General features: G+C 62.2%; 25 protein-coding genes and 2 tRNA genes. 18 read left to right on the top strand and 9 right to left on the bottom strand.

Annotated elements, in window-relative coordinates; genetic code table 11:
• The first annotated feature begins 3 nt into the window (after window positions 1–3).
• The 8 genes from AC25Y4_RS03230 (at window position 4) to AC25Y4_RS03265 (ending at window position 6746) form a co-directional block, all read left to right on the top strand.
• The gene (locus AC25Y4_RS03230; protein WP_488118928.1) at window positions 4–840 is read left to right on the top strand and encodes an ABC transporter ATP-binding protein; all 837 of its coding nucleotides are present in this window, start codon (window positions 4–6) and stop codon (window positions 838–840) included.
• Complete coding sequence (locus AC25Y4_RS03235; RefSeq protein WP_488118929.1) at window positions 840–1832, top strand: D-isomer specific 2-hydroxyacid dehydrogenase family protein; 993 nt, start codon at window positions 840–842, stop codon at window positions 1830–1832. The genes AC25Y4_RS03230 and AC25Y4_RS03235 overlap by 1 nt, the downstream gene beginning before the upstream one ends.
• 76 nt (window positions 1833–1908) lie before the next feature.
• Window positions 1909–1981: transfer RNA gene (locus AC25Y4_RS03240), tRNA-Asn, on the top strand.
• Between the two features lie 271 nt (window positions 1982–2252).
• A complete protein-coding gene (locus AC25Y4_RS03245) occupies window positions 2253–2546 on the top strand; it encodes a WXG100 family type VII secretion target (RefSeq protein WP_488118643.1) in 294 nt (97 codons plus the stop codon).
• A 394-nt stretch (window positions 2547–2940) separates the two neighbouring features.
• Complete coding sequence (locus AC25Y4_RS03250) at window positions 2941–4854, top strand: alpha/beta hydrolase (protein ID WP_488118930.1); 1914 nt, start codon at window positions 2941–2943, stop codon at window positions 4852–4854.
• Entirely contained in the window at window positions 4851–5384 is a 534-nt protein-coding gene (locus tag AC25Y4_RS03255) for a hypothetical protein (RefSeq protein ID WP_488118931.1), read from the top strand. Before AC25Y4_RS03250 ends, AC25Y4_RS03255 begins: the two co-directional genes overlap by 4 nt.
• A 19-nt stretch (window positions 5385–5403) precedes the next feature.
• Window positions 5404–5946: a hypothetical protein gene (locus AC25Y4_RS03260; protein ID WP_488118932.1), complete on the top strand. Its 543-nt coding sequence runs from the start codon at window positions 5404–5406 to the stop codon at window positions 5944–5946.
• Window positions 5947–6215: 269 nt separating this feature from the next.
• Window positions 6216–6746 (top strand): NUDIX domain-containing protein, encoded by a 531-nt coding sequence (locus AC25Y4_RS03265; protein WP_488118933.1) that lies wholly within the window; start codon window positions 6216–6218, stop codon window positions 6744–6746.
• A 6-nt stretch (window positions 6747–6752) separates the two neighbouring features.
• On the opposite strand, the gene AC25Y4_RS03270 is transcribed toward AC25Y4_RS03265, so the two are convergent.
• On the bottom strand, window positions 6753–8000 hold the full coding sequence (locus tag AC25Y4_RS03270; protein ID WP_488118934.1) for an FAD-dependent oxidoreductase: 1248 nt from the start codon (window positions 7998–8000) through the stop codon (window positions 6753–6755).
• Between the two features lie 91 nt (window positions 8001–8091).
• Between AC25Y4_RS03270 and AC25Y4_RS03275 the strand changes: the two genes are divergently transcribed.
• Window positions 8092–8682 carry a helix-turn-helix domain-containing protein gene (locus AC25Y4_RS03275; protein WP_488118935.1) on the top strand — a complete coding sequence of 197 codons (591 nt, stop codon included), beginning with the start codon at window positions 8092–8094 and terminating at the stop codon, window positions 8680–8682.
• Window positions 8683–8718: 36 nt separating this feature from the next.
• On the opposite strand, the gene AC25Y4_RS03280 is transcribed toward AC25Y4_RS03275, so the two are convergent.
• Complete coding sequence (locus AC25Y4_RS03280) at window positions 8719–9672, bottom strand: zinc-binding dehydrogenase (RefSeq protein WP_488118936.1); 954 nt, start codon at window positions 9670–9672, stop codon at window positions 8719–8721.
• Window positions 9673–10043: 371 nt separating this feature from the next.
• Between AC25Y4_RS03280 and AC25Y4_RS03285 the strand changes: the two genes are divergently transcribed.
• The 3 genes from AC25Y4_RS03285 to AC25Y4_RS03295 are packed head-to-tail and all read left to right on the top strand — an operon-like array spanning window position 10044 to window position 11964.
• Window positions 10044–10922 (top strand): sensor histidine kinase, encoded by an 879-nt coding sequence (locus AC25Y4_RS03285; RefSeq protein ID WP_488118937.1) that lies wholly within the window; start codon window positions 10044–10046, stop codon window positions 10920–10922.
• Window positions 10919–11662 carry an AzlC family ABC transporter permease gene (locus tag AC25Y4_RS03290; RefSeq protein WP_488118938.1) on the top strand — a complete coding sequence of 248 codons (744 nt, stop codon included), beginning with the start codon at window positions 10919–10921 and terminating at the stop codon, window positions 11660–11662. The genes AC25Y4_RS03285 and AC25Y4_RS03290 overlap by 4 nt, the downstream gene beginning before the upstream one ends.
• Window positions 11659–11964: an AzlD domain-containing protein gene (locus AC25Y4_RS03295; RefSeq protein WP_488118939.1), complete on the top strand. Its 306-nt coding sequence runs from the start codon at window positions 11659–11661 to the stop codon at window positions 11962–11964. Before AC25Y4_RS03290 ends, AC25Y4_RS03295 begins: the two co-directional genes overlap by 4 nt.
• Window positions 11965–11977: 13 nt before the next feature.
• Here the strand turns inward: AC25Y4_RS03295 and def are convergent, their stop codons facing one another.
• Complete coding sequence (gene def / locus AC25Y4_RS03300) at window positions 11978–12544, bottom strand: peptide deformylase (protein ID WP_488118940.1); 567 nt, start codon at window positions 12542–12544, stop codon at window positions 11978–11980.
• A gap of 40 nt (window positions 12545–12584) precedes the next feature.
• On the opposite strand from def, the gene AC25Y4_RS03305 reads away from it, so the two are divergent.
• The 6 genes from AC25Y4_RS03305 to AC25Y4_RS03330 all read left to right on the top strand — a co-directional run bounded on the left by AC25Y4_RS03305 (window position 12585) and on the right by AC25Y4_RS03330 (window position 16255).
• The gene (locus AC25Y4_RS03305) at window positions 12585–13508 is read left to right on the top strand and encodes a DMT family transporter (protein ID WP_488118941.1); all 924 of its coding nucleotides are present in this window, start codon (window positions 12585–12587) and stop codon (window positions 13506–13508) included.
• Between the two features lie 162 nt (window positions 13509–13670).
• Entirely contained in the window at window positions 13671–14927 is a 1257-nt protein-coding gene (locus AC25Y4_RS03310) for a glycosyltransferase (RefSeq protein WP_488118942.1), read from the top strand.
• 9 nt (window positions 14928–14936) lie between these two features.
• Window positions 14937–15010 (top strand) — tRNA-Ile (locus tag AC25Y4_RS03315).
• A gap of 171 nt (window positions 15011–15181) precedes the next feature.
• Window positions 15182–15394, top strand: a complete 213-nt coding sequence (locus tag AC25Y4_RS03320) for a helix-turn-helix transcriptional regulator (RefSeq protein ID WP_488118943.1) — start codon at window positions 15182–15184, stop codon at window positions 15392–15394.
• A gap of 199 nt (window positions 15395–15593) precedes the next feature.
• Window positions 15594–15851 (top strand): hypothetical protein, encoded by a 258-nt coding sequence (locus AC25Y4_RS03325; RefSeq protein WP_488118944.1) that lies wholly within the window; start codon window positions 15594–15596, stop codon window positions 15849–15851.
• A gap of 14 nt (window positions 15852–15865) precedes the next feature.
• The gene (locus AC25Y4_RS03330) at window positions 15866–16255 is read left to right on the top strand and encodes a prevent-host-death protein (protein WP_488118945.1); all 390 of its coding nucleotides are present in this window, start codon (window positions 15866–15868) and stop codon (window positions 16253–16255) included.
• Window positions 16256–16504: 249 nt separating this feature from the next.
• Here the strand turns inward: AC25Y4_RS03330 and AC25Y4_RS03335 are convergent, their stop codons facing one another.
• Genes AC25Y4_RS03335 through phnD form a run of 6 tightly spaced genes read right to left on the bottom strand, consistent with a single transcriptional unit; the run spans window position 16505 to window position 20926 of the window.
• Window positions 16505–16867: a hypothetical protein gene (locus AC25Y4_RS03335; RefSeq protein WP_488118946.1), complete on the bottom strand. Its 363-nt coding sequence runs from the start codon at window positions 16865–16867 to the stop codon at window positions 16505–16507.
• A 56-nt stretch (window positions 16868–16923) separates the two neighbouring features.
• Window positions 16924–17595 carry a TetR/AcrR family transcriptional regulator gene (locus AC25Y4_RS03340; RefSeq protein ID WP_488118947.1) on the bottom strand — a complete coding sequence of 224 codons (672 nt, stop codon included), beginning with the start codon at window positions 17593–17595 and terminating at the stop codon, window positions 16924–16926.
• On the bottom strand, window positions 17592–18356 hold the full coding sequence (locus tag AC25Y4_RS03345) for a tyrosine-protein phosphatase (RefSeq protein WP_488118948.1): 765 nt from the start codon (window positions 18354–18356) through the stop codon (window positions 17592–17594). The genes AC25Y4_RS03340 and AC25Y4_RS03345 overlap by 4 nt, the downstream gene beginning before the upstream one ends.
• A complete protein-coding gene (gene phnE / locus AC25Y4_RS03350) occupies window positions 18353–19195 on the bottom strand; it encodes a phosphonate ABC transporter, permease protein PhnE (protein ID WP_488118949.1) in 843 nt (280 codons plus the stop codon). Before phnE ends, AC25Y4_RS03345 begins: the two co-directional genes overlap by 4 nt.
• Complete coding sequence (locus tag AC25Y4_RS03355; RefSeq protein WP_488118950.1) at window positions 19179–19970, bottom strand: phosphonate ABC transporter ATP-binding protein; 792 nt, start codon at window positions 19968–19970, stop codon at window positions 19179–19181. Before AC25Y4_RS03355 ends, phnE begins: the two co-directional genes overlap by 17 nt.
• Before the next feature lie 56 nt (window positions 19971–20026).
• Window positions 20027–20926 (bottom strand): phosphate/phosphite/phosphonate ABC transporter substrate-binding protein, encoded by a 900-nt coding sequence (gene phnD, locus AC25Y4_RS03360; RefSeq protein WP_488118951.1) that lies wholly within the window; start codon window positions 20924–20926, stop codon window positions 20027–20029.
• Window positions 20927–20975 lie beyond the last annotated feature (49 nt).

Raw genomic sequence — 20975 nt, forward strand, 5'->3', positions numbered from 1 at the left:
ACTATGACTCGCGGCGCAGCATCAGAATTTCCGATTACGACGAACGACCTGACGATCGAGTATCCGCCGCACGGAGCGAGTCCGGCGTTCGTCGCAGTGCACGGGATGACGTTGCAGATCGCGCCGGGAGAGATCGTGGGACTGCTGGGCGAAAGCGGTTCGGGGAAGAGCACGCTGGCGAGGGTTCTCGCCGGCGAGGCTCTGACCGGCAGCGGGCTCAGGCCCCAGATCACCGGCGGGTCTGCGACGGTTCAGGGCATCCCCATTCGCGGCATCGGCAAACGAAAGCTCGCGCGACTCACGTTCGGGGTCGGCTACCTGGCGCAGGATGCTGCGGCGAGCCTGCAGGGCGACCTGACCGTGGCAGACCTTGTTGCGGAGCCGATCCTTCATCGCGACAGGCACTACAACACGGCTGCGCTCAACACGCTGGTTGCCACCATGATCGATGCGGTGCGGCTGCCCCTGGCGGTGCTCACCCAGTACCCGTACGAATTGAGCAGTGGACAGCGCCAGCGCGTGGCCCTGGCGCGGGCATTGGTGCTCGGCCCGACGGTGCTCATTGCCGACGAGCCGACGGCCGGCGTTGACGTGAGCGTGCGGGATGCTGTGATCGACCTCATCGTCGAACTCCAGCAGGAGCGTGCGTTCTCCGCCCTCGTCATCAGCCATGACCTCCAGGTGTTGCGGCGCCTCGCGAACCGGATTGCCGTGATGCACCAGGGTGTGCTCGTGGGACTCGGCACGATCGAGGACGTGTTCAGAGACCCGTGGCATCCGTACGTCGCCAGCATGGCGTCGGCATTGGACAGCCACCCGAACTCAGGTAGCCAACAGTAATGGCCCAGCACTGCGCGGTGACTCCGGCAGATGCCACAGGGACAGAGCCGGTTCCTCTGCCGCCGGCGCCAGGGCCCATCGCGGTCCTGCCGAGCCCAGAGCTCGTCTTCACCCAGGCCGTTGAGGCCGGCGGGGGAGTCGTTGCCCCGCTGTCCTCGGAGACGAGGGGCCTCGTCTGGCTCTCGTACTCGCGCGCAGGGGAGCTGGGAGACACTCTCGCCGCCTATCCGGAGATTGGATGGGTGCAGCTGCCCTGGGCTGGCGTCGACGCGTTCAGCGGCGTCATGGCGGCGCATGACCGACCAGGACTCGTCTGGACGAGTGCCAAGGGCGCCTATGCCCAGCCAGTTGCAGAGCACGCACTTGCGCTGACCCTGGCGCTGCTGCGGCTGCTTCCGAAGCGCGCGCGGGCGACCAGCTGGAATTCGGTGCCTGAGGGACGCTCCCTCTATGGACTCAATGTGGTCATCATCGGGGCTGGCGGCATCGCCCATGAGCTGATCGCCCTGTTGGCGCCGTTCAGGGTGAGCATTACCGTCGTGCGTCGCAGTCCAGACGCTGTTGCCGGCGCAGACGCCACGGTGCAGACATCCTCGCTCCACGATGTGCTCCCAACAGCGGATGTCGTTGTGGTGGCTGCTGCCCTCACCGCCGGCACCACGCACCTGATTGGCGCAGCCGAGTTGGCACTCATGCCGGAATCGGCATATCTCGTCAATATCGCCAGGGGACCGCTCGTTGACACCGATGCGCTGGTCGCTGCACTCCGCGCGGGAGGCATTGCGGGGGCCGCGCTCGACGTGACCGAACCGGAGCCATTGCCAGACGGGCATCCGCTGTGGACAGAGCCCCGATGCCTGATCACGCCACACATGGCCGACACGCCCGAGATGACTGCTCCATTGCTGGCGGAAAGAATTCGGTTGAATGTGGCCGCATTCCTCTCAGATGCCCGATTTATCGGGGTTGTTGATCCCCACCTGGGGTATTGAGGAGGCCATATTTGCTCCGTGTGGATTTGGTGAATACGCAACCTTTGATAAAGTAGCAACGCTGCTAAAGCAGTAATCCTCGATAGCTCAATTGGCAGAGCAGCCGGCTGTTAACCGGCAGGTTGTTGGTTCGAGTCCAACTCGGGGAGCAAAAGGCCACCAAGGGCTCCACCCCTGGTGGCCTTTTTTGTACCCACATTGGTCGCCTTACATTTGCTCTATGCCGGCACGTTTGTGATGCGACGCATCTGTTCAGGTAACTTGTGCAGAGGAACACGGCGCCTGTAAGTTGTAGCCGATTGGCCAATGCGAATAGACCGTAAGTTTGCGCGCTGTGATTGGCAGTTCCGGGGGGATCTATGATTCCGGATGCATTTTGACCGTTATCTAGTTACTGCTTATTGAAAGAGGCCCGCTTCTATGTCGAATATCAAGGTCAGCTACGCCGAGATCGAGACCGCCGCAACCCAGTTGGGTGCGGGTCGTGACGAGATCACAACGAAGCTACAGAACATGCAGACCCAGATCGGCCAGCTCGTTTCCTCGGGCTTCGTCACCGATCAGGCATCGGGCAAGTTCAACGACGCTTACACGAAGTACACCACGAGCGCGAACACGCTGATCTCACAGTTGAACGAAATCCAGCAGTTCCTGACCGGGACCGCGAACGCGATGCGCGACCTCGATTCTCAAATCGCCTCGAAGATCAACTGACACGTTTCATTCAGAGCGTCGCCAGGCGGTGAGCTGTTGTGGCCGCAGGACAGCGATGTCCTCGACGCGTTGCTGCAGCACTGCTTGGTGACGGTTGACGGATAACTCATGGAAATTGATTACAGCGCTCTGAATAGGGCAGCCACAAGTTTGGCGGCTGCTGCCTCGCAGGTGAATGCTGAACCAGCGGCATCTGGGGAGCTCGGCTCAGGTGCCGCGGCGCCGAACGACGCCCATTCGAGTGCGGCCAGTGATCGTCGAACCACCCTGCATAAGCTCAGCGAACTCATGACTGCGCAAAGCAAATCGTGCGCAGAGATGACCACCCTGTTCAAGCTGCTCGACGCGCAGATCGCGTCCCAGGTTAAACCATGAAGTGTGCGAGGCCGAGAGCATGACCGTAGGCGACACGGCGCTTGCAGGTGACCCTGACACGGTCCGACAAGCAGGGTCAAGACTGCGATGGCGCACCGTCGGCACCAACGCTTACAACAGCCTCTCATCGGCGGCGACGAGTTTGGGTGGACAGTCAGGCTCCGCGCTCTCGGTCGAGCGGATACTCACCATGATCCAGGCATCGTCCGCCCCGGCGAACCTGGTCCAGATGGCAGACCAGGCCTGGGGTGGCGAGGTCTCCGCCTATGGCGCGAAGATGACCGACATCGAGAGCAGAGCTAATTCGGCACGCAGTGATCTTGACTCGGCACGTCGGGATGAAGACATCGCGCGGCAGAGACTGAACGAATTTGACCGATCGAGCGATGACGTTGATTGGGCAAAACGGCGAAGGCTCGTAAGAGCGGTGAGCGAAGCGACAGAGCGTGTCTCAGCAGCGACATCACGTCTGCAATCACTCGACGAGGAGCGTCAGGGCGCCAATTCCTCGGCGACGAATTCCATCCTGACACATCGACAGCAGTACGTTTCCGCACGGAACGCAATGCCGAACCCCCCGACCATCTCGGCAGGGGTGCGGGTGTCAGCGCGAATGCGAGACGGCACCACACGCACGATCTCGGCAGTCGACCTTGCGATGCTAAAAGATCCCACACGCATCGCGGAAGTCTGGGAGGCGCTGACTCTGGAGCAACGTCAACAGCTCATCGCTGACTTTCCGCTGCTCATTGGCAACCTTGACGGCGTCGCTTTGCGCGATCGCAACACCGCGAACGTGATCACGGCTAAGGAGTACCGCAGCGAGTTAGAGAAACAGATCAAGATGTTTCAACTCATCGAGAAGCAATCCGGGGACAAGCAGCTTTTTGCCGACAAGATCTCTGGCTTGCAAGGCGAAGTCAAGAGCTTGGACGCGATCCTCGGAGACCGGAACGGGAAGTACTCCGAGGAAACGGACGCGAGCGGTCAATCGTTCGGCGAGTACCTTGTTTTTGACGAGAACGGTAAGAGATCCTTCCAAAGTGGGGCCGTGCTGGTCGGATTCAATCCGCTTCGGGACAGCATCATCACGTTCCAGGGCACACTCGACCCGAAGACGGGCAATATCCCGTCCTGGATGGCGCAGGTAGGTGTGGTGGTGCCCGGCACGAACTCGAAGCTCGCTACATTCACCGGAGACCTCGATCGCGGCAAGAACCTGCACAGATGGTCGGGTACAAAGTCCGGGTATTTCACGTGGCACGGAGCGCCGATGCCTGAATTTGATTCGACACACATCGTCGATGTCGCGGAACAGGGCTTTGCCGACACCGCAGCACCACGGCTAGCATCCTTTGCGAATAGCCTCGACCTCCCTTCGGGCACAGAGCTCGTCCCGATCGCGCACAGCTACGGCGCTGCAGCGCTCGGGACCGCAGAGATGTTAGGGCTCAGGGCGGATCGCATCGTCTATGTTGCACCGGCCGGCCTCGGTCACGATGTGACAGGCATCGCGGACTTCCCGCACACGAAAGACAAGCCGCATTTCGTGCTGCAGGCACGCAACGACCAGGTGGTGGGATGGAACCAGGGAAAATCCCTATTCGACGTCGGTCACGGCGGCACGAACCCGCTTAAGACACCCGGAGTGACTCGACTCGAAACGGGGTACCTCGATGCCCGCGATCCTGATTCCGGCACAATTGAAAGCCGTGGCATCATTGAATCCCACTCAACACCGTTCACACCGGGAAGCACCTCTCTCGGAAACATTACGCGTGTCGTCAAGGGGGATCCCGTCTCGCTGTACCACCCGAACGATGTTGAGTGGGTGCACGGCGGAGGGTGGGTCCAGGGCGTCGAAGTCTCCGATAGCGGTGCGGGAAAACCGACGGAGGAGATCTCTTCGTTGGACCTATCTAAGGTGGAATGATGCAACTCAATACGCGTGCCGCATTGGCGGTCCTCACGACCGGAGTCATGCTGTGTTTATTGTCGGGGTGTGCGATGTCGGAGCAGCGAAAGGCGGAAGTGGTGGCATCTCAGGAGGTCCAACTTCGAGAGTTCATTGATCAGGCAGACGCTTGGGGCGCGGACATCATTGCGCAGGTTCCCGCAGATGAACCAGAGACCATCTTCGAAAACTTCGGTGGCAGTCGCCAAGCATCGGATAATTACGAGGAGTGGCCGAAATACTACTACTGGGACCAAGGCGTTGATCTTCGCCCCGATGGCCCTCGGACGCCAGTCGAGCTCGCCGATGACTTGGAGCCCTGGCTCGAGGAACAGGGCTGGGTGCGAAACAAAGACAGTGAGTTCTCCCCGGGCAAGGAAAGCTTCGAGCGTAAATATACCCGCGGGGGTTATTTGCTCATGGTGGAGGTGTACACCGTGTCGCCTCCGCAGGCTCAGTCAATCAACTTCAGCATCGTGACCCCAGAAACCGATCCTGGCCCGCAGTGAGCAACACCTTCGAGCTGTGATGATTCTTACCTGGAATCCACTCAATCGTGCCGCGTTGGCGGTCCTCACGACCGGGATCGTGCTGTGTTTGTTGTCGGGGTGTGCAATGTCGGAGCAGCGGAAGGCGGAAGTGGTTGCGTCTCAGGAAGACCAACTACGGGAATTCATTGATCAGGCTGCCGGGTGGGGTGCGGACCTCATCGCTCAGGTTCCGGCTGACGAAGCCGAGAGCATCTCAGGGCAGCTGGGTGGTAGTCGCCAGGCGGGTGCCAACTATGAAGAGTGGCCGAAGTACTACTACTGGGACCAAGGCGTCGATCTTCATCCCGACGGCCCCCGGACGCCGACCGAGTTCGCCGATGATCTGGAGCCCTGGCTTGAGGAACAGGGCTGGGTTCGAAACAAAGACGGCGAGTTCCCCCCGCGCAAACAGAGCTTCGAGCGTGGCTACACCCGCGGGCAGTACTCGCTCGCGGTAGAGGTTTACACGGTAGCGCCTCCGAAAGCTCAGTCAATCAACTTCAGCATCGTGACCCCAGAAACCGATCCTGGCCAGCAGTGAGCGCGCCATCGGCAATGCCGATGTCCGCGCCTGCGGCAAGGTTCATGTTTACTCGACGTTTTCAATCGCGCAGGTCCACGTTTTAGATGGAATCCCTTGGAATTGCATGGATGCTAATTTCGGGGAGATCCGCGAGTTTTCGCGGTAACCGGCAGGTTGTTGGTTCGAGTTCAACTCGGGGAGCAAAAGGCCACCAAGGGCTCCACCCCTGGTGGCCTTTTTGTATCTACTGCTCGCCCATAGACTGACCTGATGAGTGGACTGGCCTTATGAGTGGACACGAGCGCACGGATGCCGCGGCCGCAGTGATGAGCCGATTCCAGGTGATTCCGGCAGCATACGTGTTGTTGCTTCGCCCGGGTTCCGGCACAGCCGCGGGCTCCGCCACTGACGCCGGCACTGACGAGGTGCTCCTGCAGTTGCGCCGAGGTACGGGCTACTTCGACGATCACTGGGCCTCCGGCGCCGCGGGTCACGTGGAGGCTGGCGAATCGGTCTTCGCTGCCGCAGCCAGGGAGGCGTCCGAAGAACTCGGCATCGCGATCGCGGAGGCCGCGCTGCATCCGCTCACCGCCATGCACCGCACCCACGCCAACGGCCGGGCGATCGATGAACGAGTCGACTTCTTCTTCGCGTGCCGCGAGTGGAGCGGCACACCGGCCCTGCAGGAAGAGAAGGCCGCCGAGCTGGCCTGGTTCCCGCTCGATGCGCTGCCGGCACCCGTCGTTCCGCATGAGCTCTTCGTGCTCGAACACCTGCGCGCGGGTACGCTCGCCTCGACGGTGGCGTACGGCTTCTAACTCGCTTTAGCGCTGGCTTCGCCGGATCCTGCCGTATGCGCGCATCAGTTGTGGCACCACCAGGTACACGGCCAGCGGCACCACGATGAGTGTCAGCACGAAGGCGCGCACAACCGGATGCCAGTCGCCCGCAAATGGCGCTATGACATAAAAGCCGAGCGACACGAGCGGGAAAATGGCGATCCATGTGATCGCCGCTCTGGCATGGACAGACGGTGGTTTGACCGGTGCCGGTGCGGATGCCGATTTCGGAGCCGCTGCCGGCGCCGCCGGTGACTGGTCGACGGACGGAGCGGCACTGTCGAGGTCCTTCTCAAGCAGCCATCCGTTGAGTGCAATGGCGCTCGTGCTGCCTGCCCCTGCGGCGCTGATGACCTGTGCGCTCGGAGTGACGACATTGCCAGCGGCCCACACGCCGGCAACGCTGGTTTGTCCGGTGGCGTCGACGGCGACGAGTCCCGTCGTGGGATCGATGTCGCAGCCCAGCGACCGAAGGACGCCGTCGTTGGGGTGCGGCCTCGGCGCGATGAAGGCGGCCTCGCACCCCAGCGTCCGTCCGTCTGAAAGGACTATGCCGTTGAGCGCTCCTGTGTCGCCATGCTCGTGGTCGACGAGGGCCTCGACCACAGCGTCAACGATCACCACGCCGAATGCTTCGAGGCGGCGCAGCTCCACGTCGCTGAAGTCGACACCGTTCGTCACGAGTGTCACGCGTTCGCTGTAGCGGCGGAGCAGGCACGCTAGTTTGAGTGACATCGCCCGAGCAGCCCCGCCGATGACGACTATGTTTTGGTCTCTCACCTCGAAGCCATGGCAGTACGGGCAGTGATGAACGGATGTTCCCCACCGCTCCCTGACGCCGGGCAGGTCGGGCAACTCATCGGTCAATCCCGTCGTGACCAGCACGGCCCGTGCATGCTCTGAGCGCCCACCAGCCAGTCCGACGGTGAACCAGCCATCCGAATCACGCCGGACATCGGTGACAGATGCAGCGACGAACGCGCCGCCGTAGCCGAGGACTTCGTCTCGGCCGATACGCAGGAACTCGAGGGGCGGCACTCCGTCCCGCGAGATGAACCCGTGCATGTGATCAGCTGCCGCGTTCCGCGGCGTGCCGGAATCAATCAGGAGCACATCGGCCTGCGCACGCGCGAGCACGAGTCCTGCACTCAGGCCAGCGGCCCCTGCCCCCAGAATGATCACGTCGTGGTGAGAGTCGCCGTGCTGTGCAACGGCATCTGTTGAATTGGTCATAGTTACTACCTCCGCAGCCACGATGACGCCCCTGTTGAGACAATCGGAACTTTCGTTGCTGAAACCGGAACAACCTGATATCGATGGAGTCATGAGCTCAACGCAACGGATGGCCACGGAACTCGACCAGATTGCGCCCCGGCTGCGTCGCATCCGTCAGAAGAAGAACGTGACCCTTGACGACCTGTCGCGCGAGACCGGTATTTCGAAGAGCACGCTGTCGCGGCTGGAATCCGGCCAGCGAAAGCCCAGCCTTGAACTGCTCCTGCCAATTGTGGCCGCCCTGCGCGTGCCCCTGGACGACATCGTCACGTCGCCCACCATCGAGGATCCCCGGGTGTCGCTGAATTCCACCCGCGCCGACGGGCGAACGTTCACTCCGCTGTCCCAGTATCCGGGCGATCTGCAGGCATACAAGATCACGATCGCCGGTTCTGAGCGCACCCCAGAGCTGCGCACCCACAGCGGATACGAGTGGGTATACGTGCTCTCCGGCCGACTGCGGCTCGTGCTGGGCGAGCATGATGTGATCCTCGGACCAGGTGAGGCCGGCGAATTCGATACCCAGAATCCGCACTGGTTCGGCTCAGCGGGCGGTCAGGTCGAGATCTTGAGTTTGTTTGGCAAGCAGGGTCAGCGCATGCATCTGCGTGCGCGCTCGACGGGCGCTTCAGCGACCTGACCCACCGTGTCATGCTGTGCTACTCGTACAGTGCGGCTACTCGTACAGGGCGATGAAGCGACCGACTACGCCGCCAGCGCGGAGCTTGTCGATGGCGTCAGGGATCTCCGCCTGGGTGATCAGATTGATCGGTGGGTTCAGCTTGCCCGACCTCATGAGCTCGTAGAGGGCTTCCAGGTCTTCCTTTGTGCCTGACTTCGAGCCTTTGATCGTGAGCTGGTTGATGATGATCGGGTAGGTGTTGATGGTCGACTCAAGGCGCCCCATCCCCACCTGCACCAGGGTGCCGAACTCGGCGAGCGTCTCGATCGCCGTGGCGGTGGTGGTTCCGAAGCCTGCGTAGTCGACGATGAGGTCGAGGTTCTTATCCTTGAACACGTCGATTGAATCCGCGACATCGGTCAGGCCGATCTCATCAGCCAGCTTTCGGGTCTCGGGGTTGACCTCTGCGCCGTAGACCTCAGCACCAGACAGCGCCGCAACGCGGGCACCGATGTAGCCGAGTCCGCCGAGGCCGATCACGCCGACCTTCATGCCGGCCTTGGCACCGCCGACGGCCATGATGGCGTGGTAGGCGGTGAGGCCTGCGTCTGTTGCCATGGCGCCGAGTTCGAATGAAACCTCGTCGGGGAGCTTGACGAGGTTGTCATTGGTGGCGAGGAGCTTGGGGCCGAAGCCGCCGTCCCACTGGCCATAGCCCAGGGCGTCGCCGTCACTCATCACGGGGGCCAGACCGACGCGGTCGCCGACTTTCCACTCGTCCATGCCGTCGCCGACTTCGGTGATCACGCCGGCGTTCTCGTGTCCCATGGTGCGGGGGAGTACGGGAAAGAGTGCCATCCATCCGGCGTCATCAAGTGCTGAGACGTCGGAGTGGCACACTCCGGCTGCCTTGACCTCGACGACGACCTGACCTGGGCCTGCCGTTGGCTCTGCAACGTCGTTGAATGCCAGCGGCTTGTTCGTGCCGGTGAATTGCCATGCCTTCATAGCCTTATCTCCCTCGTTCTACGTGTGTGCGTCCTCTGGTCGCCCGCGTTGAACGCCCTGACGCTCTTCTCGTCGCACGATACGCCTGCACCGTCCGGATGTGCCGAGTGGCGGCGGTGCAGACGACATGCCCGGTATAGTTGTCTCAGAGCTAGTGCTGGAAGATCAGCGTGAACAAAGAACTTCAGCTCACCCCGGATAAAGCAGGGCATCGACCGTTCCATGCGGATCGTTGTTGGTTCGACTCCAACTCGGGGAGCGAAAGGCCACCAAGGGCTCCACCCCTGGTGGCCTTTTTTATTCCCTCGTACTGCCCAGATGGTGACATAGTCAATCAACTGTGATGCAGCACGTACAACGAAAGGCACGCGATGGACTTCTGGCTGGTCCTCACTGCGATACTCGGCGTTCTCACCGTGGTGTTTGCAGTCCTCTGGGTGACAACCCTGGTCCGTTCTCGCCGCACGCGATTCGACCGCACAACCGCTGACCGCACGCGGATCGACCTCGAGCTCTCGCTCGCAGAACAGCAGGGTCGGCTCGGCATCATCCGCGAGCTTCAGGATGTCGCGGTGTTGGCCGTCTCCAAGCTGATCACGCGTGCAGAGGGTTCCCGCTACACGGCGGAGAGCGACCCGTCGAGTGCGGTGCGGGTGATGACGGCCCTCGTTGAGGATGGGCGTTACGCGTTGGCGGATATGCGACGCGTTCTCACGATCGCACGCGAAGGCGAATCGGTCGCCACCATGCAGCCCGGCCTGCAGTCTGCTCGAGATCTCTTCCGTGTGATGCGTGATGCCGGCCTCGTCATCAGCTTCACGGAGACCGGTGACCGGTTCCCGCTGAAGCCCGGCGCAGAACTGGCCGTTTTCCGAATCCTGCAGAGCGCGTTGGCCAACGCCCTCAAGCACGGTGGCATCGGCACTGAAGCGCGTGTCTCCTTCAGTTGGAGCCATGACGGGCTGCAGCTCCTGATCGACGACGACGGCATTCGTGCCGCAGCACGCCGCGCGCACGCCAGCCCTGACGAGCAGGCTGCGAGCACGGGGTACACGATCGAAGACGATCTCAAGGCACTGAGCGAGACAATCGCCGGAGCAGGACTCACCCAGATGCGCGAACGCACCCAGCTGTTCGGCGGCGTGTTCAATGCCGGAACCGTTCCCGGCGTTGGCTTCTCCGTGTCTGCGGTCTTCCCGTCCCTGCGCTTCCACAACGGCGTTCACGGAGTGGATCTGGCCCGCTCGTGAGCACGCCCGCCGCCGCGGACGACGAGGGGCTTCCCGAAGCTGAGGTGCTAGCAGGCCGGACTGCTGTGCGGTCTGGCGTGGCTGTTGGGCTGGCCACAGCGGCTTATGGTGTGTCCTTCGGTGCGCTGGCCGTGGCGTCCGGTCTGTCCATCTGGCAGGCGTGTTTCCTAAGCCTGGTGTTGTTCTCAGGCGGATCCCAGTTCGCGCTCGTCGGTGTGCTGGCAGGTGGGGGACTCTCCGCGGGGCCTGCGGCCATCGCGAGTGCCGCGTTGCTCGGTACCCGAAACAGCATCTACGGCATCCGTACGTCGCCCATTGTGGGCAGCGGATGGTGGAAGCGGATTGCTGGCGCCTGGCTCACCATCGACGAATCCACGGCTGTGGCGCTGGCGCAGCCGACACAGCGCAGCAGCCGCATCGGTTTCTGGGTCACCGGCGTCGCAATCTTCATCGGCTGGAACATCACCACACTGGCCGGTGCGTTGCTGGGGGACGCTCTGGGGGACACGCGCGCATACGGGCTGGACGCAGCAGCTGCGGCTGCCTTTGTCGGCCTGCTCTGGCCGCGCCTGAAAAACCTTCAGACCGGTGCTGTGGCCGTTGCAGCAGCTGCCGTGGCGACGTTGCTCACGCCCGTGCTGATGCCCGGCATCCCCATCCTGGTTGCTGCCGTGGTCGCGATCGTGGTGGGCGCGTTCAACTGGTTCGCGCCCAGACGAGAACGAGAGGATGCCGCATGACGCTCTGGCAGATCATCATCCTGGCGTCGATCGCCTGCGTCGTACTCAAAATGCTGGGCTTCCTGGTGCCGGCGCGCGTGTTGGAGAAACCCGCCGCCCTCCGCATCGCCGACCTGCTGACCGTGGCGCTGCTCGCCGCGCTGATCGCTGTGCAGACGCTCGGGCAGGGCCAGGCCGTCGTCATCGACGCGCGGGTGCCGGCCGTGATCGTGGCTGTCCTGCTCTTCGCGCTCCGCGTGCCATTCATCGTGGTGGTCGTGGTTGCGGCGGTGGTCGCCGCCGCAATCCGCGCGTTCAGCTAGCTGTCGAGGTCGTCTAGCTGTCGAGGTCGTCCACGCCGGGGAGCCAGGAGAGGCCCGGTACGCCCCAGCTGCGCTTGCGAGTGATCTTCGCGGCCATCTTGGCGTATGGGTGCTCAAGGCGGTCAACGTACAGCGTGCCGTCCAGGTGGTCGAACTCGTGCTGGAAAATGCGCGCCAGCCAGCCATCCGCTCGAATCTCAAATGGCTTCTGGTCGAGGTCAACAGCGCGGAGGATCGCGGACTGGGCGCGCAGCAGCGGGAAACGCTCGCCGGGGAAGGACAGGCAGCCTTCGACGTCTTCATCGTCGTCGGCGAATCCAGCGGGAACAGGAGTGATCCACAACTCGGGGTTGATGGCGACGCCGCGCCACAGAACGTCGGCATCGTCGGTGTAGCCGAAGGTGAACAAGCGGAGGCCAACGCCGACCTGTGGGCCGGCAAGACCGACGCCTGGCGCGGCATCCATCGTCTCGTACATATCGGCAACCAACGTGCGCAAGTCATCGTCGAAGTCGACGACGGGTGCGGCGGGGGAGTGCAGAACAGGGTCACCAGAAATAACTATTGAGCGTACGGCCATTCAGCAAGAATATCGGGCGTCTTCTCGATATTGTCGAATGGTGACCCCCGACCTGACCGAACTCGCAGCGGATATCACGATTGACCCCAGACAGGCCATCGGAATTCCGCTCGCGCTGATCGGTGCCGTGTTCTTGTCTCTCGGTGCCCAGTTCCAGCACCGGGGCGTCAACAAGGTGGAAGCAAACACCGTCGAGGTGACGGGCGGTCTCAACCCTCGCCAGCTGTTGTTGCTGCTCTCCCGCCCGTCGTGGGTGTTCGGCACGATCATGCTGGGCCTGGCGATCGTGCTGCAACTCACGAGCCTCTTCTTTGCTCCGCTGATCGTCGTGCAGCCCCTCGGGGCGTTCGCGCTGGTCGTCACGGCGATCCTGAACGCCAGGATCAGCCACGTGCGGCTGAATCGCGCGTCGATCATTGCCATCTGCATGTGTGTGGGTGGCGTTGGTCTGTTCGTCACAGTTGCGGCATTCACAGCAGTCGACAAGCCCGTCACCGACCAGAACCTGGTGACAATCCTCATCATTCTCGGCGTTGTACTGGTTCTCGCCGGCATCTCGTTCGTGCTGTTGCGCAAGCGGTTCAAGGCGATCTTCTACATCATCGGGGCCGGCGTGCTCTACGGGTTCGTTGCGACCCTGGCCAAGGTCATCATTAACCGGGTGCAGCACGAGAACTTTGAAGGACTGACCTTCGTGTGCCTGCTCGGCTTGCTGCTCGCTGCCGGACTCGGCGGATACTTCGTGCAGAATGCGTACTCGTCCGGGCCGCCAGACCTCGTCATCGCCGGGCTCACCGTTGTCGACCCGCTCGTTGCGGTGGCCATTGGAATCATCGTGCTGGGGGAGGCCTCGCAGGCGCCTCCGTGGGCGGCTGTCGTCTTCATCGTTGCGGGTGCGATCGCAATCTGGGGCGTTTTCCGGTTGTCGAAATACCACCCGCAGTCCGCAGAATCCGGCAGTTGAGACAGAGTGTCGAGTCATGACGCGCCGGGGCGCAAGGTCACTCGCAGACTGACTGTTTAGAATAGGGTGCGGAGTGACGTGCGTATCAGCGCTTATTATTTCGCTTCCCAGACTTCCTGTCGGATGATGATTCCCGGCACACCAACGTAGGGACCAAGCCACTTGTCAGATTCGACCCACCCACGCGGCGCGGTTGCCGGCGATCCCGCACAGGCGAAGACGCCGATCCGCGTGCTCATCGCTGCGGACACGTTTGCTCCAGATGTGAATGGTGCGGCGCGCTTCGCCGAACGGCTTGCTGCCGGCCTTGTGGCCCGTGGGCATGTGGTTCACGTGATGGCCCCCGCAGCGTCGCGCAAGCACGGCTCATGGACAGAGACCCACGAGGGCCAGCAGATGGTTGTGCACCGCCTGCACAGCTGGCGCTGGTACCCACACGACTGGCTGCGCTTCGCTCTGCCCTGGGTCATCCGTCCGGTCAGTCGACGGATTCTCGACGACTTCAAGCCCGACGTCGTGCACTTCCAGTCGCACATCAACGTCGGCCACGGCCTGACGATTGAAGCTGAGAAGCGTGGCATCCGCATGATTGGCACCAACCATTTCATGCCGGAGAACATGCTTGAGTTCACGCTCATCCCCAAGGGCTTGCAGGATCGCGGGATCAAGATGGCGTGGAAGGCTGCCAGGCGCACGTTCCAGCGCGCAGAGGCCGTCACGACTCCGACGCGGCGTGCTGCCGAGTTCCTGGAGAAGTACACCGGGCTGACCGGCGTGCGAGCCATCTCCTGCGGCATCAACGCAGACAACTATTCGCCGAGCTTCGAGCCGCGCACCGAGAACCGCATTCTCTTCGTTGGCCGGGTTACCGGTGAGAAGCAGATTGATGTGCTGTTGCAGGCTGTGGCGCTGCTCGGCGCAGACCTCAACGCGCAGGTCGAGATCGTGGGCGGCGGTGACCAGAAGCGCAACCTGGAGCACCTCGCTGAGACCCTCGGCATCAAGGACCGCGTGACCTTCACCGGCTATGTGACGGATGACGAGCTGCGCGCGGCATACTCGCGTGCCTCCGTCTTTGCCATGCCGTCGATTGCAGAACTGCAGAGTATCGCGACGATGGAGGCGATGGCATCCGGTTTGCCGATCGTTGCAGCGGATGCCATGGCGCTGCCGCACCTCGTGCACGACGGCAAGAACGGCTACCTGTTCGAGCCGGGCAGCGCGACAGACCTCGCGGAGAAGCTCACGACGGTTCTGACGGCGTCACCCGACAACCTCGACCTGCTGAAGCGGGAGTCGCTGAAGATGATTGAGGCTCACGACATCAACCGCACACTGAGCACTTTCGAAAGCCTGTATCGTGGTGAGCCGGTGGCAGATCTTGTCACCGACGAAGCTTCTGCACACTCCCCGGAGTAGGCAGGACTCGGGGTGGTAGCTCAGCTGGTTAGAGCAGCGGACTCATAATCCGTCGGTCACGGGTTCAAGTCCCGTCCGCCCTACTGGAAGATTGGTCTGATCAGGGTTTCTTGTCTTAGTGAAAAGGCAGAAACTTGATAGACTCAACGTTTATTCAACACTTATTCGAAAATTCCACCCTCCTGCGGCACCTTCGCGGAGTGGTGTTCGGCCCGCCTCGGTTCATCTGGGATGGCCTCGAGCACCTTGGTGTTATGAACACCGAACGCCTCTCCGGGCTCAGCCTTGAGCCGGTTCTCACTACGAGCGAACTTGCCGAGTATCTCGGCGTGCACGTGCAAGCCATCTACGATCTGCGCGCCGACGGACGCGGCCCCTCCGGCATTCGGGTGGGGCGCGAGATTCGTTACCGCGTCTCCGACGTAGTTAGTCGGCTGGCTGGACGGACTGCACGAGCCCTCGGCTGATCTGTCGCTCCGTGAGGGGGTGCGCTGATGCCCGGCCGGCCTCGCCTGCCTGTGGGCACCTTCGGCGGTAGGCCGGAATTCGACATCACTGTCATCGATGAACCGCCAGCGTTGGCGGAAGGCGCGGTATGCGGGCACTCCTCTGTTATGCTCACGAGTGCTCCACGAGTCATAAGTCCGATTGGGGGTCGGGAGCCTTATGGCTGACGATGCAGTGAAATACGAACTGACGACGGTGCAGGCGATCCGCGGTACCGAAGCCAAGACGACGGCGAAGTGGCAGGACGACGGCTGGGAGTTCGTCAGCCAGAGCCAGGGGCTTCTCCAGTCGCAGATAACGTTCCGCCGTCCGAAGGCGACGCCGCAGTGGAATCTCTTCGCAGTGCTGGGTGGGGTTCTCGCGTTCCTTGCCATCGTCATCATCATCGGCATCAACGTGATCGGAGGCGGGAGCTGAGCAAACAGGCCGATGTGTTCGCCGAGGCCGAGGACCACACTGTCCAGATCACGCGCCGCGATGGCGAGCCACTGGTGCTGATGTCCCAGCGCGAGGCGGACGCCCGCGCGGCCCTGCTGCAATTCGCAGCAGACCTCATCACGGTCACACTCGATGACAAGGGCACTCTCGCATCGAGAATGGCTGACCGGTTCCAATGGATGCTTGCGTTGTCAGCGAAGGATCAGGCACAGTGCGCGCAGGATCTCGTCAACGCCGCTCGAGCGTCGTTCGCTACGGGGCAGCCACACCTCGCCATCGCCGAGCTCACCTCCTGGCGCGAGACGGCAACCGCGATCGCTGCTGGACTCTCAGGCCGCCCAGTCGAGTGGCTCGACGACGCTGAGCCGGTCGAGCGTCCCTGACTGTGGCGCATGCCGTTTCGGCTCGATGAGCCCGACGACTTCGATCACGACCTAGTCGCTCATGGTCGCGACGCATTGGACTGGCTCAACGAGGGCAACGACGAGGCATACATGCGGGTGCACCGCGCCTGGTACGCGTATCGCCCTTTAGAACGAAGCTTGCACGTACCGGTCGGGTCGACGGTTTTTGCGATTGGGGAAAGCGCCAGGTGAGTGCGCTCAGTCATGCACCTCAAGCGCCTCCTCAGCTCATGAAGTGATGAGGCCCCCGCAGACGTAGAAGTTGACGATGAGCAGGACGCCACCGGCCAGGGGAAGCGGCCAGGACGCCTTGCCCTTCATGAGGCGCAGGAATCCCCACAGCAGAACGACAGCTGTGATCACCCACGGGCCACCGATGGCAACATACAGGATTGCCACCTTCACCCCGTCCGGCAGTGTCGACGGGGCAGACGGGTCGGTGATCCCGGCGAAGCCGAGAAAGCTGCCAATGAAGCTCGCAAAGATCGTCGCGAACCCCAGAAGCAACCCGAGGATAACGAACGCGGCGACTTCCCAGCCCGATCGCGGTCCAGCCGCCCTTGTCTCTTGTGTGCTCGTGCTCGCGCTCATGCTCATTCCGACGACACTACAGCGTCACTCCGACGCGCTCACGACCCTTTTTCAACTCAGCCCCATGCGGATGTCGGCGTTGATTGTTCAGCGGTCGGTGAACTGTCAGCCAGCATTCCGCGCCATACCGTTTCGACTGCAGAGCGTAGTCGTGACTGAGTGGCCGGGGAGTCGAGCGCATCTCCACGGACCACAAGTTGGTAGTACAGAACGCCGGCTATCGCGTCGAAGCATGCTTCGACGTCGAGGTCGGCGCGAAGGATCCCGCGCTCAACGCCGACCCGAAGCGCTTTCTCGACTGGAACACGCCGCCGCACCACATGGGAGGACCAATACGCCTGTTGCAGTTGGCGGTCCGCCATCACGAGTCGGATCCGTTGCCGGAACCGCGCGTTCGAGTATCCGGCTGCGGTCACGGAGATTGGGCCACCGAGGATTGCGGTGAAGATCGCCTCGCGAAGGTCGCCGTCCGTGGAGATGGACGATGGGATTGTCCGTCCGACATCTAAAGCAGCCGCGATGAGCGCCGTGAGTGATGGCCAGCGGCGGTAGAGCGCCGCTCGGCTTACGCCACTGCGTTCAATCACTCGGGAGACGGTGATGTCTTCCTCAGCATCGATGAGCGCGAGCGTCGCCTCGATGATCTGGTTGTCGAGATCTTCGTCGCGCGGACGGCCGGGACCGCGATGGACCGCAGTCCCGGCGTCCTGAATCGCGTTCGACGTCACGCGATGAGTGCTTTCTCCCTCAGGCGAGCGATCGTGCTCTCGCTGAGGCCCGCATTGCGCAGCGGGGTAAGCGCGTCCCGGTGTCGTTCGCGGAGGCGTTCGAGGAGGAGGAGCATCGACGCCTCCATGGGCCCGTCCGAGATGGTGGCCGCTCGGATTTGGTCAGAGTCGATACCGAGGCCTGCAAATAGCGCACCCATCACGGCTTTGGTGCGTTCCCTGATCGCTGCCATGTTGGGACCGGTTCGTGCGTAGTCGGTGACGATGTCGTCGTCGTGCGCCCCGAGAGCGAGCAGGAGCACTGCTGCGAGGATGCCAGTGCGGTCGCGGCCTGCTGAGCAATGGAATGCCGTTGCCCCAGGGGCGTGAGCGATGATGTTCAGTGCGGTGACCAGCTGGGGAGCTGCGTTCTCGACCATGTCGGCGTACATCTCTCCCATCGCCTGATGGACCATGAACGGTGCGTCCTTTGACATCGAGTCGGCCACGCTCGCGATGAGTGGCAGGTGGTGGTACGCGACCGGGTGCTCTGCGAGCGGTCCGCGCCCGGTGATCGCTACCTCGTGTGAGGTGCGCAGGTCGATCACCGCCGCCAATCCGTTCTTGGCGAGGGAGCTGGCCACGTCGGATGTGATCGTGGAGAGGTCATCGGCGCGGATGGCGAATCCTTCGCGCACGGTGCCTCCTGCGACGGGAATGCCGCCAAAGTCACGGATGTTGGCCGGGGCGCTGAGCTGGATATCCAGGGTGGAGATGGTCATGTGATTCTCTTTCTGATGAGGGCGCTGCCCTGGTCTATCGCTGTGACGAGCACGATGATGCAGATGATGATGGCGCTGAGGTGTCCGTAGTCGTACATCCGCATCGCTGTGGTGAGTTCGAGGCCGATCCCGCCAGCGCCGACGAGGCCGAGGATTGTCGCTCCGCGGACGTTGCCCTCGAACAGGAGCAACGTGTATGACACCAGCAGCGGAGCCGCCTGGGGAAGGACTCCGTATTGCACGACCTGCCGTTTCGATGCGCCGACCGCTTGCATGGCATCAATCGGGCCTCGGTCGACGGATTCCATGGCCTCAGCGAAGATTTTGCCGATGGATCCCAAAGAGCCGAGGGTCATGGCAAGGATTCCCGCGAACGGGCCGAGTCCGACGGCCGAGACGAACATGAGAGCGAATACAAGGTCGGGCACGGAGCGGATGATGTTCATCGTCCAGCGCGCCGGGAAATACAGCCATCTCGGTGCAATGTTGGACGCCGCAGCAAATGCAACGAACAGAGAAAGCACCGCGCCAAGGACAGTGCCAACGATTGCCATTTGGAACGTCTCGATGAGCAACGTCAGGATAGTTTCGAACTTGCCGAAGTCGGGCGGGAACAGTCTGGATAAAAATTCGCCCATGTTGACAGTGCCCTGTCCCAACTTCGCGAAGTTGAACTCCGCGCCATTGAATGACCAGACCAGCAACACGAGTGCAAGAGGGATAGCAACGAGAAACCGTGTTCGAGGTGCAGAGACCGCGCGCTCGAGACGCGCACGCTCTGACCTCGACAGCGCGGGCGCAGCCGTGTTTCGGGTGCGATTTTCAGCTGTGGTGGTCATCGGCAGCATCCTCTTCTTCGTCGTAGAGCACCGCAAGCTTCGCAGCGCTTAGCTCGGAGGTGGGTGCGGAAACGAGCATCTCGCCGTGCCGGAGTCCGACAATGCGGTCGCTGTGCGCGAGGGCCAAAGGAAGCACATGCAGGCTCACCAGTACGGGGATGCCATCCTCGGTTGCGATCTCACGAAGCAACTCGAGAACGGAATGAGCAAGTTTCGGATCGAGCGATGCAACGGGCTCGTCCGCGAGGATCACCTTCGGTTCCTGCATGAGTGCACGAGCGATGGCGACGCGTTGCTGCTGGCCACCGCTCAGCTCCCGCGCCGCGTCCTTCGCCTTGTGGGCGATTCCAACCCGGTCAAGAAGATGCATGGCCCGTTTCCGGTGGACGCTGGAGAACCCGCCAAGAATATTGATGGGGCCCGCTTCATGGAGCGCTCCGGTGAGCACGTTGGTGAGCACGCTCATTCGTGGGATCAAGTTGAACTGCTGGAATACCTGTCCCACCTCAGACCTGAGACCGCGGAGCTCGCCCCGCCCGAGGTTGGTGACGTCGTGGCCGGCCACTCGGACGGTGCCGCCCGAAACAGGCGCGAAGCCCGTGAGACTCTTCATGAGAGTGGATTTGCCAGACCCGGATGCGCCGAGGAGCGCGACCATTTCCCCAGGAAACAGGTCGAGATCGACGCCGTCAAGAACGAGCTGATCGTCGTAGGCGACGCGGAGACCACGCACCGTGACGAGGGGAAGAGCTGCGCGCAATTCCGATGTAGCCACGTCCCTGGAAGAGGTTGCACGGGTGGTGCCTGGTGGCACAGAACGAACCGGCATACTCACTTGAGGTCCTCGAGCTTCACGCCCGCGACCTCCGCGATTTTGGCAAACGACGCGAAGATGCTTGGGCTTGGTTCGATGATGACATCTCGACCAACAAAGGCGCTGTATGCCGAGAGCGCTTCTTTGTTCTCTTCCGAGAACACCTTCGGCAGTGCCTCCTCAAGGAGCTTTCGGGTCCCGTCATCGAGCGACTGGCGTGCGAGAACCGTGCCGATGACATCCATCGACGGGCTTTCGCCAACTGCTCTCCACTCATCGTCGGCGAAGGGGAACATCGGCGCTCCCATCTCGGTGATGGCGAAGGCTGTACATGCGGCATCCACCTGGCCTTGCTGCAGCGCCGCGAAGCTTCCTTCATGGCCGCCCGCAAAGATGGACTCATAGTCCTCGCCCTGTTCGAGCCCGGCTTCGTGGAGCATGTACACGGGCATGAAATACCCCGAGCTCGACGCTTGATCGGCAAAGGCGACAGTTGTGCCCTTCAAATCCTTAACAGTCTCAATGGGCGAGTCATCGAGCACCACGCATGTCGAGACAGGCTCGTCGCTGCCTTTCCACGCGAGCAATGCATCTACTTCACCGGTATTGAGGGCGAGGGCGGAGGGGAAGCCGCTCATGATCCCAATGTCCACGTGGTCAGAGCGGATGGCCTCGACGACGCTGAGGTAGTCCGGCACGTCGGTAATCTCGACGGCGCGGCCGGTCTCTTTCTCGAGCAGTTCGGCAAGAACCTCGATCGGGTTCTCAGCCGTCGGGTCGTCGGAGACGGGAATGGTAGCGATCGTGATCGGAGCGTTTGCCACGGCCGCCGCGTCTGCTCCGGATGCCTGGCAGCCGGTAAGCGCAAGCGCGGAGATGGTGAGCAAGCCCACCGCTGGAAGGGTAAAGCGACGCATGGTGACCTTTCGGAGTGCGGGTCTCGACGATTACGAGAACACATGTATT

Source organism: Leifsonia sp. Y878 (genome assembly GCF_057669685.1).